At 40.8% G+C, this 18,241-nt stretch carries 12 protein-coding genes; 5 read left to right on the plus strand and 7 right to left on the minus strand.

Features of this window, described 5'->3' with window-relative positions:
• Window positions 1-10: 10 nt before the first annotated feature.
• The 3 genes from PHT93_RS06965 to PHT93_RS06975 are packed head-to-tail and all read left to right on the plus strand — an operon-like array spanning window position 11 to window position 5,180.
• Window positions 11-3,268, plus strand: coding sequence for a DUF2723 domain-containing protein (locus PHT93_RS06965; protein ID WP_300241100.1), 3,258 nt, complete (start codon window positions 11-13; stop codon window positions 3,266-3,268).
• 3 nt (window positions 3,269-3,271) lie between these two features.
• Window positions 3,272-3,883 carry a polysaccharide deacetylase family protein gene (locus PHT93_RS06970; RefSeq protein WP_300241103.1) on the plus strand — a complete coding sequence of 204 codons (612 nt, stop codon included), beginning with the start codon at window positions 3,272-3,274 and terminating at the stop codon, window positions 3,881-3,883.
• Between the two features lie 13 nt (window positions 3,884-3,896).
• Complete coding sequence (locus tag PHT93_RS06975; RefSeq protein WP_300241105.1) at window positions 3,897-5,180, plus strand: S28 family serine protease; 1,284 nt, start codon at window positions 3,897-3,899, stop codon at window positions 5,178-5,180.
• A 3-nt stretch (window positions 5,181-5,183) separates the two neighbouring features.
• Here PHT93_RS06975 and PHT93_RS06980 read toward each other — a convergent pair whose 3' ends face one another.
• The 7 genes from PHT93_RS06980 to PHT93_RS07010 form a co-directional block, all read right to left on the minus strand.
• The gene (locus PHT93_RS06980; RefSeq protein WP_300241107.1) at window positions 5,184-5,633 is read right to left on the minus strand and encodes a VTT domain-containing protein; all 450 of its coding nucleotides are present in this window, start codon (window positions 5,631-5,633) and stop codon (window positions 5,184-5,186) included.
• On the minus strand, window positions 5,621-6,628 hold the full coding sequence (locus PHT93_RS06985; protein ID WP_300241109.1) for a hypothetical protein: 1,008 nt from the start codon (window positions 6,626-6,628) through the stop codon (window positions 5,621-5,623). Before PHT93_RS06985 ends, PHT93_RS06980 begins: the two co-directional genes overlap by 13 nt.
• 7 nt (window positions 6,629-6,635) lie before the next feature.
• Complete coding sequence (gene purD / locus PHT93_RS06990; protein WP_300241111.1) at window positions 6,636-7,907, minus strand: phosphoribosylamine--glycine ligase; 1,272 nt, start codon at window positions 7,905-7,907, stop codon at window positions 6,636-6,638.
• 26 nt (window positions 7,908-7,933) lie between these two features.
• The gene (locus PHT93_RS06995) at window positions 7,934-10,096 is read right to left on the minus strand and encodes a DPP IV N-terminal domain-containing protein (RefSeq protein ID WP_300241113.1); all 2,163 of its coding nucleotides are present in this window, start codon (window positions 10,094-10,096) and stop codon (window positions 7,934-7,936) included.
• Window positions 10,086-11,501, minus strand: a complete 1,416-nt coding sequence (locus PHT93_RS07000; protein ID WP_300241116.1) for a THUMP domain-containing protein — start codon at window positions 11,499-11,501, stop codon at window positions 10,086-10,088. Before PHT93_RS07000 ends, PHT93_RS06995 begins: the two co-directional genes overlap by 11 nt.
• Before the next feature lie 107 nt (window positions 11,502-11,608).
• On the minus strand, window positions 11,609-12,082 hold the full coding sequence (locus PHT93_RS07005; protein WP_300241118.1) for a pyridoxamine 5'-phosphate oxidase family protein: 474 nt from the start codon (window positions 12,080-12,082) through the stop codon (window positions 11,609-11,611).
• A gap of 279 nt (window positions 12,083-12,361) precedes the next feature.
• Window positions 12,362-16,405 (minus strand): DUF5074 domain-containing protein, encoded by a 4,044-nt coding sequence (locus PHT93_RS07010; RefSeq protein WP_300241120.1) that lies wholly within the window; start codon window positions 16,403-16,405, stop codon window positions 12,362-12,364.
• A gap of 259 nt (window positions 16,406-16,664) precedes the next feature.
• Between PHT93_RS07010 and PHT93_RS07015 the strand changes: the two genes are divergently transcribed.
• A complete protein-coding gene (locus tag PHT93_RS07015) occupies window positions 16,665-17,672 on the plus strand; it encodes an IS110 family transposase (RefSeq protein ID WP_300241122.1) in 1,008 nt (335 codons plus the stop codon).
• A 57-nt stretch (window positions 17,673-17,729) separates the two neighbouring features.
• Window positions 17,730-18,050: a metalloregulator ArsR/SmtB family transcription factor gene (locus PHT93_RS07020; protein WP_300241125.1), complete on the plus strand. Its 321-nt coding sequence runs from the start codon at window positions 17,730-17,732 to the stop codon at window positions 18,048-18,050.
• Window positions 18,051-18,241: the final 191 nt, after the last annotated feature.

Here is an 18,241-nt window from a genome sequence, read left to right on the forward strand (position 1 = left end):
ATACAATTTTATGGGAAAGTATAAACTGATTAATAATGTTCTGGGATGGCTTTCTTTCTTGATCGCTTCCAGTGTATATTTAATGACAATGGAACCGACAGCCAGCTTCTGGGACTGTGGAGAGTTTATTTCATCGGCGTACAAATTGGAAGTGGGACATCCACCGGGAGCACCATTCTTCATGTTGACAGCCAACTTATTCACACAATTAGCGTCAGATCCTTCTCAGGTAGCCATCATGGTAAACTCGATGTCCGCCCTATTCAGTGGGTTGACTATATTATTCCTTTTCTGGAGCATTACACACCTTGCCCGCAAGGTAATAGTTAAGAACAATACGGAAATAACAACTGCTCAGTTGATCACAATCATGGGTAGCGGTTTAGTTGGTGCATTGGTTTATACCTTCAGTGACACATTCTGGTTTAGTGCCGTAGAAGGTGAGGTTTACGCTTACTCATCTTTATTTACTGCTGTCGTATTCTGGCTGATCCTTAAATGGGAGGATGCAGCGGATCGCCCTCATGCAGATCGTTGGATTGTCCTGATTGCTTATCTGATGGGATTGAGTATCGGCGTTCACCTATTGAACCTGCTTTGTATCCCGGCCATTGTTCTGGTTTACTATTATAAGAAATTTGAAAACCCCACGATGAAAGGAACGCTTGTTGCCTTGCTGATCTCTTTTGCTATCGTCGGTTTGATGATGTACGGAGTAGTACAAGGATTGGTAGAAGTCTGCGGTTGGTTTGAATTATTCTTCGTAAATGTGCTTGGCATGGGTTATAATTCCGGTGTATTTGCTTACCTGATAATATTAGCAGGAGTACTTGGCTGGTCTATTTATGAAACCATGCGTGACAACACGAACGAAATAAGACTAAAAGTCGCCTTCATCTTGTCTATTATCCTGATTGGTATTCCTTTTATAGGTAGTGGCTATATACTGGGTATCATTTTGATCGCCGGACTTACATTCTTTTTGTTCAGAAGCAAAAATGTTAATATAAAAACCCTGAATACGATTTTGGTATCTCTGATGGTTATCGTAGTGGGTTACTCATCTTACGCTCTGATCATGATTCGCTCTGAAGCAGGTACACCGATGGATCAGAATTCCCCGAAAGATATTTTCACGCTTCGTACCTATCTTGCCCGTGAACAATATGGCAAGACGCCTCTTATTTATGGACAAACTTTCGTTTCTGAAGTAAAACGTGAAAGACAAGGAAATAATTGCGTAGCTGTTACCAAAGACGGTGAACCAACCTGGAGTCGTGTAATTAAAAAGGACAAGAATGAAAAAGACAAATATTATGTGTCAAGACACGAAACGGAATATGAATATGTAAGTGAATTAGAAATGCTGTTCCCTCGTATGTATAGCAGCGCAGAGAATCATGTTTCTGCATATAAGGAATGGACGGACTTTAAAGGTACTCCTGTGAAGTTCGATCGCTGTGGAGAGCAGGTAACAGTGATGAAACCAACATTTGCTGAAAATATTCGTTTCTTCTTTTCTTATCAGCTCAATTTCATGTACTGGCGTTATTTTATGTGGAATTTCTCCGGCCGACAGAACGATATTCAGGGTCATGGCGGTGTATTAAACGGCAATTGGGTTACAGGTATTAAATTCATTGATGAAGCTTTAATCGGGCCGCAAGACAATATGCATGTGGACATTGCAAATAACAAAGGACATAATGTCTATTATTTATTACCTCTTTTATTAGGAATACTTGGTTTGGTTTATCAAGCAAACGCAGGAAATAAGGGAATTCAGTCCTTCTGGATTACATTCTTCCTTTTCTTCATGACGGGTATTGCGATTGTATTATATCTCAACCAGACACCTTATCAACCACGTGAACGAGATTATGCGTATGCAGGTTCGTTCTACGCGTTTTGTATCTGGGTTGGATTCGGGGTAGCCGCTTTGGCTAAGCTATTGGAGCGCTATGCTAAACTTCCGACGGTTGTTTCTGCATCAGTTGCAGCTATTGCAGCTTTGTTTGTTCCGATTCAGATGGCTGGTCAGAACTGGGATGACCATGATCGTTCTGGTCGTTATTTAGCAAGAGATTTCGGAAGTAATTATCTGGAATCCTGTGAACCGAATTCTATCATATTTACTAATGGAGACAACGACACCTTCCCGCTTTGGTATGCCCAAGAAGTGGAAGGAATCCGAACCGATGTACGCGTTTGCAACACCAGCTATTTGCAAACCGACTGGTATATCGACCAGATGAAGCGTCAGGCTTACAACTCCGAACCGCTTCCGATTTCATGGAACCGGGAAGATTATGTACAGGGTACACGCGATATAGCTTATCTATTCCCAATGACAGAACAAGCGGTTGATTTAGGTACTGCGCTTAACTTTGCACGGAGTAATGACCCTAAATACAAGAAAATTCCGGGAGTGGATCAGGAATTCGACTTTATCCCTTCGGACAAGTTGACACTTAAGGTTGATTCAGCAACAATTATTCGTAACAATACGCTCTCCCCCAAATATGTACCGTATATGCTGAAAGATATGACGATTGACCTGACAGGAAAGAATATTTTGGGAAAACAGGAATTAATTATTCTGGATATGTTGCAATCGAATAATTGGGAACGTCCGATCTATTACGCAGTAACAGTAGCTTCTGATCAATATGTAAATCTGGACGGCTTCTTCCAGCAAACAGGTTTGGCTAATCAAATTGTTCCATTGTCAACAAAGGATTCCGATCTGGCAGTCAATTCTGAAAAGATGTATGATAATGTGATGAACAAATTCAAATGGGGGGGCGTTGATAAACCGGGAATCTATTTGGATGAAAATGCGTTACGCATGTGTAAAAGTTATCGCATGGTTTTATTCGGTAAACTGGCCGCAACATTGGCGAATGAAGGCGACGATGAAAAAGCGATAAAGGTTTTGGATAAATGTATGGAAGTATTACCTCCGGAAAATGTTCCGATGGACTATTCCGCATTAACGATTGGTGAACTATACCAGATGTTAGGTGAAACAGAAAAAGCGGACGACGTGCTTGATCAGATTGCTGCTAATGCAGTAACAAATGCAAACTGGTTCTTCCGCCTCAATCCAAAACAATTGACTTCTGTCGAACCAGAATTAAGACAGAACCTGGCTGTTCTGAATGAGGTATTAAGGATTGCTAAACAATATAATTCCAGCTTGGTTGAAAAGTATCAGGAAGAATTCGACAACTTCCGTATGGCTTATTCGCCAACTCGTGGTAAGTAAATTATGTTTATAGAGCAACCTCCCTGGTTTTACCGTGTTTTGTTCCCCGGAACCACCTGGCGGATACCAGAAAAAGAAAAATGTGTGTATCTCACATTCGATGACGGACCAATACCGGGGATTACGCCCTGGGTATTGGACGTTCTCGAAAAATATAATATAAAGGCAACGTTCTTCTGTGTGGGTGACAATGTTCGTAAATACCCCGAAGTATTCAAGATGGTACTCGACAGAGGTCATCGGGTAGGTAACCACACGTTCAACCATATACAGGGAATAAAGTATTGGACAAAAAACTACGTGGTAAATGTGGAAAAGGCTACAGGCTTAATTAAGAGCAATCTGTTCAGACCTCCACATGGACACATGCGAAGACCGCAGATTTTAAGATTAAGAAAGAAGTACCGGATTATTATGTGGGATGTGGTGACTCGTGATTACAGTCCGCATATGACGCCCAATGGCGTATTTAATGTCGTCAAAAATTATACGAGAAACGGATCCATTATTGTTTTTCACGACTCGGTAAAAGCGGAACGGAATATCCGGGGAGCTCTTCCCAAAGCAATAGACTGGTTACTTCAACAAGGATATACTTTTAAATTATTTGATTAACACGGCACTCGAGATGAAACGGTTATTTACTCTACTTTCGGTTTTTCTTTTTTTTGCGTTACAAACTTTTGCCTCTTCGGAAGACTTAAAACAGAAACTACAAACGCTCCAGGACATTTGCGAAATTGAACGATTAAGTTCAGACATCTATAGTGAGAAATATGTGATTAAGGTAAAGCAATGGCTAGATCACAAAGACAGTACTGCCGGAAGTTTCACGCAACGTGTAATTATTAATCATATCGGCTTTGACCGCCCAACGGTTCTTGTAACAGAAGGTTATGGGGCTGCTTATGTATTAAGAGATACATATCAGGAAGAACTTTCCCGCCTGTTCAATACAAATGTTATTACTGTAGAACATCGTTATTTTCTTGAATCTACTCCGGAGCCGAAGAATTGGGACTACCTGACTGTTGAAAATGCGGTTTACGACCTTCACCATATCACTACATTACTCAAAGCGGTTTATCCGGAAAAGTGGATCAGTACGGGGATTAGTAAAGGAGGACAAACAACACTGTTCTACCGTTCGTATTTTCCAAACGATGTAGATTTTTCGATACCATACGTGGCTCCGTTGAACAGAGCTCTTGAAGATGGAAGACATGAGTTTTTTCTTCAGAAGGTGGGGACAAAAAAAGAACGTAAGGTTATTGGGAAATTCCAGAAGACCATCTTGAAAAAGAGAAAACAAATACTTCCTCTCCTTGAGCAGTATTGTAAAGACAAAGCATTGGAATTTCGTATTCCGACAGATGAAGTTTTAGATTATTGTGTCCTCGAATATCCGTTTGCTTTCTGGCAATGGGGTACAGATATTTCAGAAGTTCCGTCGTCGTCATCAAAAATAAACAAACTGTTTGACCATTTAATGCAAATTAGCGGTCCTACCTATTTTGCAAAAAATCAACCATTTGCTTCTTTTAATGTGCAAGCAGCCCGTGAATTAGGGTATTATGGCTACGACACAACCCCTTTTCGTAAACTTTTAAGCATCGAGAGCAGTAAGGGTTATTTCAATCGCGTCATGCTACCGGAAGGATTAGCGATACAATTTGATCCTTCGCTATATAATTATGTTTCTTCTTTTCTTGAAAATAATGATCCGAAGATGATTTTTATTTATGGGGAATTTGACCCTTGGAGTGCAACGCGTATTCCGGATTTCGAAGGAAAGCAGAATCTGCAAATTTATATTGAGCCAAAAGGAAGTCACAAGGCACGTATTTCTACTATGCCGGAAAAGATGCAAATCAAGATTACAGATCAGATCAACAAGTGGCTGGAGGAATAAAAATCAGAACATGTCTTTAACTTTATAGACAAACTCCATCCAAACCCAGTAGCGTAGTGCTTTTCCTAAAAACATGGATATAGCCACGATCCAGATATTGGCACGAAGATAGCCGAGTGCTACTGCTATAAAATCTCCTACTCCCGGAAGGAAAACGAAGAAAGCCATCCAGGAGCCTTTGTTCTTCACCCATTCTTGTGTCTTTTCTATTTTAGCTCTGTCCATTTTCAGGTATTTCTCTATCCATTCGATCTTTCCAAGCATACCCAGCCAATAACAGCTCATCCCTCCCAGAAAGTTTCCCAGCGTTGCAGCGATCATACATGGCCAGTAGGCAGCTCCGGCAAGCAAAACGCCGGTCAACACCACCTCACTGCTGAAAGGCAATACTGTTGCCGCCAGAAAGGAAGCAATAAAGACACCTAAATAGCCATACTCTATCAGAAACTCCATAATCTCAGAGATAATATAACCAAGATCACCAACAACAAACAATAAAATGTCCAACGGGCAAAACGATGCTGAACCAACGCAAAGAAGTGTGCGATCAATAAAGATGAAGGAATACAGGCAACCTGCAGAAACTCGTCGGCCGACTGAGCAAATAATACGGCTAAACCAAACGACCAGACTCCAAACAAAATCAAATGGTATAAATATTGGCGAGTCCGTTGTACGTCGTCTTTATCATGTAGAATCACATTAATAACAGAAACAAGAGTCATGACAACCACCACTCCAATACCAGTCCAGTTTACGACATCGGTATAAGCAAATGTTATTATCTGGATTTTAAACAATGAACTCAACACGCTGAAAGGACTAAAATCATGCGTCCAGACACACCAGCCAAGCAGAAACCAGTAAATAGTCATAGCACCGGTCAGCGAGGCCAGAAATGTTTTGAGCGTTAACGTACGGAAACGATACATTCCGTGCCAGAATAATGGAATAAACCAAAGGATATGTACCCAAAGCAGGCTACCCAGAGCAATAATAAACGAACAATTAAAAGCAGCACTTCGCGCATCCGGGTCATGATAACTCATAAGAAGCTGGTTCATCGCTACGATCAGAAAAAAAACCCCGAATGAAGCTGGGTTTAAAGGGAAGAAGTTGGGATTAGTGCTGATCAGAAACACATTCATGAAAAGCGGCAACAATGTTTTTTCCCGGATAATCCCCAGCTCGTAATTGGATTTTTGAAGTAGGAACGCTCCTCCAAGCATCAGAAGAAACCCTGTGAGATAGGCTATATTCTTATTTGTCAATATCTGACAGAATGTATTCCAGAGAGGCGCAGCATTTATTTCACCATAAACCGGAAAACCGATAGAAGACAAATAGCCATAAAGCCAGGAACCAAAACTAAGAATAGCTATCCCTGCAAAAAGCCAGGGAGACTGTTCATAATTCCTTCGATCATAGCTTGTGTATCGGTTTACCATTCTTTAATTATAGATCAAACCCAATATCACTACGGAAATATTTTTTGTCAAAGCTGATCGTTTTTGCTCCTGCAAAAGAATGAGCCAAAGCCTCATCTTTATCTTTACCATAAGAACTTACAGCAATCACGCGTCCTCCGTTGGTCAAGACCTGTCCGTTTTCGGTTTTGGTTCCGGCATGGAAGATGATATTTTCTTTACTTACTTTATCCAGTCCGGTAATTACTTTGCCTTTTTCATAGGCTTCCGGATAACCGCCGCTAACCAACATAACGGTTACTGCAGCACGCGGATCTTCTTTTATCTCGCGAGTGTTCAGATTTCCTTGTGCCACTCCTTCCAACAAGTCAACCAAATCGCTTTCTATACGTAGCATGACCGCTTCTGTTTCGGGATCTCCCATACGGCAATTATATTCAATCACCATAGGTTCTCCTTTCACACGGATTAACCCTAAAAAGATAAATCCTTTATAGTCGATGCCTTCAGATTTCAATCCGGCTACCGTCGGGCGGATAATCCGTTCATCTACTTTCTTCATAAACACGTCATCGGCAAAAGAAACCGGAGAAACGGCACCCATACCTCCGGTATTTAGTCCGGTATTTCCTTCGCCAATACGTTTATAATCTTTCGCCACAGGTAGAACCTTATAACCTTCTCCATCGGTCATCACAAAGACAGAACATTCGATTCCGTCTAAGAACTCTTCAATTACGACTGTCTTGCTGGCATCTCCAAACATACCGCCAAGCATATCGGCTAATTCTGTTCTGGCCTCTTCTTTCGTTTCTACGATCAGCACACCTTTACCGGCAGCTAATCCGTCAGCCTTCAACACATAAGGTGGCTGAAGCGTATCCAAGAATGTATATCCTTCTTCCAGGTTCTCGGCCGTGATACTCTTATAACCGGCAGTCGGGATATTGTGACGCATCATAAATGCTTTTGCGAAATCTTTGCTGCCTTCTAATTGTGCTCCTTCTTTCGAAGGCCCAATTACGGGTATATGTTGTAATGAAGCATCGTTTTTAAAGAAATCATACACCCCTTTCACCAATGGATCTTCAGGACCTACCACAACCATTCCAACTCTTTTCTCCAGCACAAATGTTTTTATAGCCCGAAAATCAGTAGCGCTGATAGCCACATTCTCTCCCACCAATGCCGTTCCTGCATTTCCCGGTGCGATATATAATTTTTTAATCTTCGGACTTTGCGCAATCTTCCATGCTAATGCATGTTCTCGTCCTCCTGAACCCAATAACAATAACTTCATTTTATCTCTTTTTTATTCCTGTGTTCTTATAAATAGTCTTCAAAATACCTCGTAATCTTTTCAGAAAGATGCGGTCTGTCCTTACCAATCACATTATGTGGATGTGTTGGATAAACAAAATAATCAGGATATGTACCGGCATCAATACAAGCTTTCAGAAACCCAAGACTATGTTGCCACACAACAACGGGATCTACTGCTCCGTGAATCATCAGCAAATGCCCTTTCAGGTTACCTGCTTTTAGTTTCAGGTTAGCATTATCGTATCCTTCTTTATTGTCCTGCGGTTTATCCATATACCGTTCGCCATACATGATCTCGTAGTTCGACCAATCTATCACAGGGCCACCGGCAACGCCTACTTTAAAGACATCGGGATAGGTCAACATAAGATTAGTGGTCATAAAACCGCCATAACTCCAGCCATAAACACCGATACGATCGGCATCAATAAACGGCAAAGATTTAAGATAGTCCACTCCCTTTATCTGATCTGCCATTTCATTTACACCCAGATTTCGGTGAATAATGCTTTCAAACTCAAATCCCCGGTTTGCCGAACCACGGCTATCAACTGTAAAGACAGCATACCCTTTCTGAGCCATATATACATCCCATCCTCCGGCACCATATAACCATCGATCGGTAATCAACTGTGCATGCGGACCACCATAAACATAAACGATAACCGGATATTTCTTAGCGGGATCAAAATCGACCGGCTTAACTAAACGATAATTCAAATCCGTGAAACCATCTGCAGCTTTGATCTGACCGATAGTTACTTCCGGCAATTTATATTCTTTATAGGGATCGGAAGCAGAAAGTAACTGTTTTACTCTTTTTCCGTTTTTTGTCGCAATCAGATTGATATTTCGTGGTATGACAGACGACACGTGCATATCGATCAGATAATTTCCGTCTGCGTTTAATTGCGGCATATGAACCCCACCTTCTGTAGTCAGGCAAATGCGTTTTCCATTTTTTAAGTTTACCTTCCAGGCATGTGTTTCAAGTCCGTTTCCTTCGGTAGCCGAAACAAATATATGTTGTGCTTTTTTATCAAAACCAAGTATCTCCTTTACAATCCATGCCCCGGAGGTCAGTTGTTTCAGCAATTCTCCTTTGGTGTTATAAAGATACAAATGATTGTATCCGTCACGACGACTTTGCCAGATAAAGCGATCCGTTTCTCCGGGGAGAAACAGAATTGGATTTAGCGGTTCTACATAGCGTTTGTTCTTTTCCTCAAACAGCTCCGCTTCCTTTTCGCCCGTTTCCGCACTGTAACGCACCAACAGACAGTCGTTTTGTTCCCGGTTCAGTTCGGCCATGTAAATACTTTTCTCGTCCGGACTCCAGGCAATATTTGTCAGGTACTTTTCTTTCGGCAGACCGGTCTTCAACCAAATGATCTTTCCGGTGGATAAATGATAAACTCCTACGGTTACCTCGTGACTCGACATGCCTGCCATCGGATACTTGATCGGTTTAGCAACAGCTACTCGTTGATCCGTATCCACAATCGGATAATCCGTCACCATCGATTCATCCATCCGGTAGAAAGCCAGCGCATTCCCGTCGGGCGACCAGAATAATCCTTTGGAAATACCAAACTCACGCTGGTGAACAGCCTGTCCACAAACAATATGAGGCTCTGTTTCCTTAGTAACCACCCGGTTTTCCTGATCCGCAGAAAGAAGTTCGATATTGTTTCCCTGTGTATAAGCTAACCAGCCACTCTTTGGAGCGAGTTCATAGTTAGCCCAACCTCTTTCTAATTTGTAAGAAGTAAGTACAGCTTTTTTATTCAAATCATAGTGAATACGATAGCCCTTACTTGTAAACAGAAGTACCGGTTCGTCTTTATAAGGAACAGAGAAATAAGGCAATTTGGAAACGGTCTCCAAGTCTGCGGCAACAAGCGCTTTATTCAAATCTTCACACGTAAAAGCAATGGACTCTTCTTTTCCCGGCAATGCCGCAAAAACGGAATCTCCTTTCACATAAAAATAACGATCGGCATACCATTGAAGTTGCTTTAACGTTCGCGGCGTAAATTTACTGTACGTTTTCCCTCCCGGTGTTAAATCGTGGAGCGTAAGTTGTTTCTCCTGAGCTACTATTCCCATACAATAAATGAAAGCAGACAAACAAATAAGGACTGCCTTTCGTAAATTAAAAATCATTCTTGTCTTTTCTTTTAAATGGTTTCTTGGACTTCTCCACTCTTCGTGAGAACTCGTCCTTAAATTTAGGCTTTTCTTTTTTAGGGGAAAAAGCTCTTTTGCCTTCGAATTCCTCATATAAATCATCTTCTTCAGGATGAGCCTGCGAAAAACGACGTTGAGGAGAATCCATTTTCGATCTCTTGAAGTCAACCGGCTTCTTTCCGCCATCTCTGTTATCGAACCGCCTCGGTTTATCACCTTCGTTTAAAGCCTTCTTATAGTCCTTATTCTTCCCTTCAAAAATATCATAGCAACGATACTCACATTCCAAAGAACCGTTCATCAATTTTATTTTCTCAGACGGGCGTAATCCTATCTTATCGAAACATTCATCTTTATAACTCAGTATCCAAGCTCTGTAATCTTTAAACACATGCTTCAGACGTTCACCGATCATGGAATAAAGCCCCATCAAATCTTTAGAAGAAATCCGCTCTCCATAAGGCGGATTCATAACTAAGATTCCTGGCTTGGGAGCTTCAGTATATTGCTGGAAAGGTTTTACTTCCAGATCAATATATTTATTTAGTCCCGCATTACGCACATTTGCTTTAGAAACATCGATTGCTGCAGGAGAAATATCAGATCCGATACATTTAAACTTAAACTCACGTTCCGCGCTCTCATCATTGTATATTCTGTCGAACAATTCCTGATCAAAGTCCACCCATTTCTCAAAAGCAAATTCTTTCCGATGAATGCCCGGAGCAATATTCAACGCGATCATGGCCGCTTCAATCAATAAGGTTCCCGATCCACACATAGGATCAACAAAATTAGACTCACCTTTCCATCCGGTCTTCAAAATCAAGCCTGCAGCCAACACCTCGTTAAGAGGAGCTTCCGTCTGTTCGATCCGATAGCCACGCTTATGTAAACTTTCACCGGAGCTATCAATAGACAATGTGCAATCGTTGTGCGAAATATGAATATTAATATATAAATCCGGGTTATTAACACGCACGGAAGGACGCTTCTCTTTCTTTTCCATAAAATAATCCACTATCGCATCTTTCGTACGATAAGCTACGAACTTCGAATGATTAAAATCCTCCGAGTTGATTACGGAATCTATCGCGAATGTTTTATCTAAAGAAATATAGTTCTCCCATTCAACCTTTTTGACTTCGTTATAAACCGTATCCGCGTCTTTCGCTTTGAAGTGGTAAATTGGTTTCAGGATGCGTAGGGCGGTTCGGCAATAAAAGTTGGCTTTATAAAGCATCTCTTTATCCCCCGTAAAAGAGACCATACGCCTACCTGTTTGTACATCATTTGCCCCTAAGGCAATTAATTCTCCGGCCAGTATTTCCTCCAACCCATAAAGGGTTTTGGCCACCATTTCAAATGTCTCGTTATTCATTTGTTGATATTAACTAAGCTGTGCGACTTATTTAGTTGTTATATTTCGCGTTCATATGGCAACAAAAATACATTAAATATCTGATTTATGCATGCTTATCAAGCGGGCTATTTTTTATGGGGAGCGCCAAATTCCTTACAGGTAACCTCTTCCAGTTCCACTTTCCAGATTTTCACATTGCGTATAGCCGGATCACTATAGCGGAATTCTTTATCTGAATATTGCCTCATAAGGATATTCAGTATCTCTATCTTTTTATCATAGTCTTCTTCATAAGCTACCGTCCCCCATCCAATTACACTCTTCGAGCGCATCCGGTAACTGCAAGCCACCTCAGGATGTTGGAACACCAAATCATGGTCTGTGCTGAAAGTGATACAAACTTTCGGATTGCGTTCCAATATTGAGATACTGCGCCCTTCTTGTGCGGAATGCAAATAAACGGTTCCATCTTTATAGCCGAAGTTCATAGGTAACACGTAAGGAGTCCCATCCGTGTCCGCCATGCCAAGATAACAAACATCGCATTTAGCAATTACCGCTTCAATAAACTCCTTGTCCTTATGTATTAATGTTTTCATTCTTATTTTGCTTTTGATTTATTCCTTTAAAAACAGATCAGTTTAATTCTATTTTCTTTTTCCATATATGTGGTAAAACTTTTCTACAATTGTGGTAAAGTTGTTCTACAACTGTCGAACAACTTTGCGACATATATGGAAAAAGAAAAGGAAATTGTTTTTTTATTCTTTTTTCTCAACAAAAATAGGAAAAAGAAAAGAACTATGTATTGCTAAAAAAAGAGATTGTCCCGGCTCATTCGCGAGACAATCTCTTTTACTATGCTAAGTCAGATTCGTTTAACGGATAATGACTTTGAATACTTCTTTTCGGAAATCTTTGACTGCGGTCAGTATATAGACTCCTTTGGCTACAGAAACGGGATAATGCTCCAAGTCTCCGGATGGAGAGAAAAAGGATAAAGGCTGACCGTTAATTGAATACAACGTTACCTGACAACCTTCCAGATTCTTCATAATAAGTAAGCCATCTCGATAGTAAACATTGGCTTTTTTTGAGTCAATTTCTATATTTGAAGTCGAATTTTCACCACTAAACGTAGCGTAAAGAGTACTGATAACTTCCGCTTTTCCGCTGTTTTCCTTAAATATTTCGATGTCCGCTTCGTACTTCACGCCGTTTTCCAGACCATTGAGGACTACACTCGTTTCGCTGCTTGTAGAGCGTAAACCGATCGTGGTCCGGGAATTCGGATTCACTTTTAAAGCGACTACTGGTGTCCGGCTTGTGCCGACTTTCTTATACAGGTGCAACATATAATAGGAAGCGGAGGACATCTGTGGGAATGTCAGTTCCACAGAGCCGGAGCTTAGGTGTTCTACTTTGACTTCCGCCTTGATATCACGCACGGTCACCATACAACTGACGATTAACGTATCGGCAAAAGTAGCCGTAATCATCGCCGCTCCTGCCGACAGTCCGACTACGCTTCCGGAAGACGTTACATCAGCCACAGCCGGATGAGATGACTTCCAGACAATAGCGGGAAGTCCGGCAGTAGAAGGAGACAAGGTCGCCTGTATCTGGGTTCTTTCTCCCTGATTCAGGATCAGTTGCGAGGTGTTGAGTTTTAAAGAGTACACCGGACGCACCGTGTCTGTTGTCGTTACAGTAACCACACAAGTATCCGCTTTGTTTCTCGCTTTATCTTCCGCGATGATCTTGGTTGTTCCCGCTTTGAGCGCGCCCACTAAGCCGTTTCCGTCCACTATCGCCACCGTTGTATTTGTTGACCGCCAGGTCACATCATAAATTTGAGGCGCGGTGATACTCAACTGAACCGTTTGACCGGCTTTGAGCGAAGCTGTCTTTTGCGTCAGCTCGAACGGGTTGGTAATAATACCCGGATCAGTTCCCGCTTTCACGGTTACGGTGATTTCTTTCGTCACCACCTTGCCGTTCGAGTTGGCTTTCAGTGTAAAGGTCGTTTGCGTATCTTCGGTTACTTCTTTCAGCGGAGTAACGATCAGCGAATCCCGCCATACCTTCACGCTGATGAGGTATTCGTTCTCCTTCAGCAGTACGCTCTTAATAATTGCCGCGTCCATATTGTCCGCGTCTGTGATCTTGTCGCCCAGATAAAGCGTATCAGTTGGATGAGTTGCTTCTAAAGATATAGCGTTTATACTTTCCGCAATAACCGGGGCGTAGTTGTCCGGGAATATCCAGAGGGCACTCCACGGCTCCGTCGGGCCTTGAGGAAGACGTGTGTATTGCTTTGTCTTGGAGTCTATTTTAAGATGAACTGTTTTTACTATTATAGGATTTATATGCCAAGTGGTAAGTGTCACGTAAAGTTCGCCTGTTTCAGGATGTACGCGGAAAGGACAGCCATACATATTAAATTTTTCGTTAGGATAACCTTCAACTGTAGGATACTCATGAGAATCAAAAAAAACACTAAAAGATTTTTTATCAATATCGTACTCATATATATACCTACCTAACCATGCACCACTATTCATCCAATATATTTTGTTTTCAAGAGTACTTCCACATAACACATCAGCTTGCCAGGCTCCCCAGGTGGATGGAGGAGCAGCATAACCTGCAGGTATCGTAATTTCTTCTATTTCAAGCGTCCATGGATTTATTCTTACTAATATATTTTTTGAAGTTTCACCTAATTCTCCGGCAGATTCTGCAACTGTTGCGCCTGCCCATAAACTACCATCTTTAGACTGAGTCAACACCGCATAATTTCCTGTCAAAGTTCTTTCCATTTGGTGAGTCAGTGCATTTATTACGTGTATGCCGCTATTTTGTTGTACGGCAAATACACGATCACCCACTCGAATCATTGTACCCACTTGCTCTTTATAAAGGTTTGGATCCAACGGATTACCATTTCCATCCACCTCACCACCTTCGCTCTCTGTTCCTGTAATAGGGGTATAAGGTAATTCAGTAACAACTTTGTTGTCATCCGCTGAAGTGGTCAACAATTCATTAAAATTCACAACACAGATACCAGAAGAAGTACCGAGATAACCGGTATTTTCATCTACACCGAGGAAGGCGCGACCATCCATCACTTTTTGATTTTCTCCCTTTGTATAAATATGTTTAAATGATTTACGTTGCGCCAACGTTGTTTTATCGGCTATAACCAAGCGGTTTTGCTGCTTGGATATAAAATAGAAATTGTCTCCATAAATTGAAGCAAATTGAGTAGTTATCCCTGTTACTTGTCCGTTATTGAGGGTGCTGTAAATATAGGTATCCCACACATTGTTTTCTTCGTTTATAAAATGAATTTCTCCACAAGCAGGATAGGTACCTTCAGTCAGAAAAAAGGCACCTTTAACATCCGAATAATAGGGCTCATGAAAAACATAGACACAACTGTCTGACAATTCATTATCTTCATCCATGATTGCTTTTAAAGTCACAGTTCCTGCTTTTTTACCTTTAAGTGTCCAAGCCTTCCGGACATTGTTATAGGTAAGGTCGGCAATTTCCTTATCTTCCTCTTTTATACTCCAGGTATATTTTTTATTTATAGCATTCTCCGGGGCAACAGTTGGTTGATGAGCCTCTTCCAGACTATGCTCGACACTCCGGAGAGAGCGGATGGTATCTACTCCTATTGCAAAAGACAAAGCGGTTACATGCACATAAGACTTTACTGTTAGGGTAACAGAAGATGTAACAGGATCACCGGCTGCGCTATTAATTTTAGTAGTTGCAGTAAAAATGACATGTTTATCGTTTGTCCCATCCATAAAAAAGATACGTACATTTCCCTTATCATCAATAGTTGCAACATTATCGTTACTACTTTTCCACTCAACACCTCCTTCATAATTATAAGGTAAAACAGAAGCTGTCAACTTTAACGTTTTAGGGGTATTGAGTTCATTACAAATAATTTCATTTCCTTGTGGTGTCCCACTGATAGTTACTTGCGTAGGATAAACGATTACCGGCTCTTCATATTCATCTCCATATATTACCTGCCAGGCTCCACTATGAGTCTTTTTTGTATAGTCGATTTTTGTTCCTGTCAAATCATACTCAGGAAAAGAAACCCCTTCTATATCCGGATTGGCTGGTAAAAGTTTATAGGCGGGACCTGGACTTTTATTATTTTCATTATCAGCTCCAACGACTTTGTAAATGCCTCCTTCATAATACAAGGGGGAATTATCACCTTTACCTAAAATAATATCAGTGTCATGATTTTTGGTCATACGTTCCCAATATCCGTTGATTGTCCCCTGAATTACATTATAGCCTTTAAAAATCAACTTTTGTTCTGAAACTTTGATTGTAGAATTTTCATTTGTGTTATTGGGATCGACAAAGATACAGTTAGTGAAAGTTCTGGTCTCAACCGAATTTTTATTATTTGTAAAAGATAAAAGAGGATAATTGCTTGTGTAATTTCTAACAAAAGAACAGGATACAAAAGAAACATTCTTAGAAGGAGTACTAGAGTTTTCTATTATTCTAAGAGTTTTTGTAGCGTCGTTATTTTCTGCGATAAAAGCACAACCTTCAAACAGTATTTCACTACCTGAAAGAGATAAGCCAGTATAAGAACTGGCTCCACTAGGAGAAGTAAAAGTACAATTACTAGCTGTGATCGGAGAATTGAAAAACAATTGGATTGTAACAAAGTTTATTTTTTCCAATCTTACGTTTTTTAATGGACTGTTAAGCTTTCCAAAATTGAGCTTTTTATTTGAAGACGAAGTAATAGTTACACCATTTCCAATAATCGTGATGTTTTTATCTCCTTCTATTGTAATATCGGCTGTAATAGTAATTGTTTTATCTGCTAAGTTATCGTCAAAAATCAGTTTGTCATCATCGGTCATATTGATTAATTCATAACCGAGAGAGCCTGCGACAGTGGTTCCTCCATCTGTATTTGTTACATATAGATTTGCATAGTGATTGTTTATTAAAGAAAAGGGATTGCAGTGAACTACCTTTGTTACTAAGCCTCAATGCTTTCAAAAAGAATTAGACTGCAATGTCCTTTCAGAGAACGATGCCAGTTAGAATTTTAGGTTTCAAGATCTGTTATATGTATTAGCACAGTTCTCACTATGTGTAACTTAAAAGCATTGCCTTATGAACTCTTATTATGCAGGTTTGGATGTAGGGAAACGGTCTTTTGACGTATCATTGGTAAACTACGAACAACAGGAGGTCGGATTCAGTCAATTCACAAATGATGAGGATGGATTGGCTAAATTATTGAAATGGATTAAGACATTTAAGATTGTTCCTTCAGACGTACTGTTTTGCGTCGAAGACATGGGAAGTTATATCAGCGATATAGCTTTGTTCACAACCCGGAAGAAGTTGCAGTTGGCTTTACTGTGCCCGTTGAACCTAAAACGGTCGTTAGGTATTCAGAGGGGTAAAAATGACCGAATAGATGCAAAGAGAATTGCCGTCTATGCCAGCTTGCAACATCGCAACCTTAAATTGTTCGTGCCCCAGAAAAAGATTATTTTGGAATTGAAGTCATGGTTGACTATCCGGGACAATCTCGTTAAACAAAAAGTGGCTCAGTTGCATATCCTCGAAAAACTGCACCATACAAGCAAGCTGGCAGAAGTGTCGGAGCAATCGGAATTTATCAAGGGTAATATAGATACTTTGATAGAACAGATTAACAGCATAGAAAGGCGTATCCGAAAGCTAATCGGCTCCGACGCTTCGATTTACCGAAACTACAAATTACTATGCAGTATCAAAGGGGTAGCAATCATTACTGCTACGGTTATGATATGCTCGACCAATAATTTTGAAAACTTTTCAGACCACCGAAAATTTGCCTGTTACTGCGGTGTCGCTCCTTTCGAGCATACATCCGGCATCAGCGTCAGGGGGAAAACCCAAGTATCGAGTATGGCGAACCGCAAAATAAAGGTTGCCCTAACCCGTGCCGCTATGTCCGCCATCAATTTCGACCCTCAAATCAAAGCCTACTACCAACGGAAACTTAAAGAAGGAAAGCACAAAGCGGCTATTGCCAATGCAGTAAAAGCCAAGATTATTGCGCGGTGTTTTGCCGTTGTGAAACGGGGTTTACCTTATGTAGTTTTACAACCCTCCATACATTCCGCGTAATATTTTGTCGTTATTCAAATATTGTTCGTATATTTACGAACAATATTTTTAATTGAAATGGCAAAAGAGAAATTGACAAAAGAACAGGAACAGTTGGCACGCTTTGCTAAAGCATTGGGGCATCCCATTCGGATTGCTATCCTGCAAATGTTGGCAAAACAAACCTGCTGTTATCATGGCGATATGTCGGAAATATTGCCCGTCGCCAAAAGCACCCTGTCGCAGCATTTGAAAGAATTAAAGGAAGCGGGATTGATTCAGGGAACAATTACACTGCCGAGCGTAAAATACTGCATCCATAAAGAAAATTGGGCGTTGGCAAAGCAACTGTTTGATGGTCTGCTGGTGGAAGCCGGTATGTCGGAAGAATGCCAATAAAAAAATTTAGAATTAAAGTTCGTAAAACTACGAAATACGAACGTGAAAATAGATATGAAAATAGATATGAAACCTCCATGACCAAAAAGTCACCCAAGAGGATGTAAATAGTTCTCGTTCTATGGTTTACCTTTGTGTTCAAACGAACCTCAAAAGTAAGATAGCATGGAAACAATTACTTTTCCTCAACA

Source organism: Massilibacteroides sp., assembly GCF_028705895.1.
Taxonomy (GTDB): domain Bacteria; phylum Bacteroidota; class Bacteroidia; order Bacteroidales; family Tannerellaceae; genus Massilibacteroides.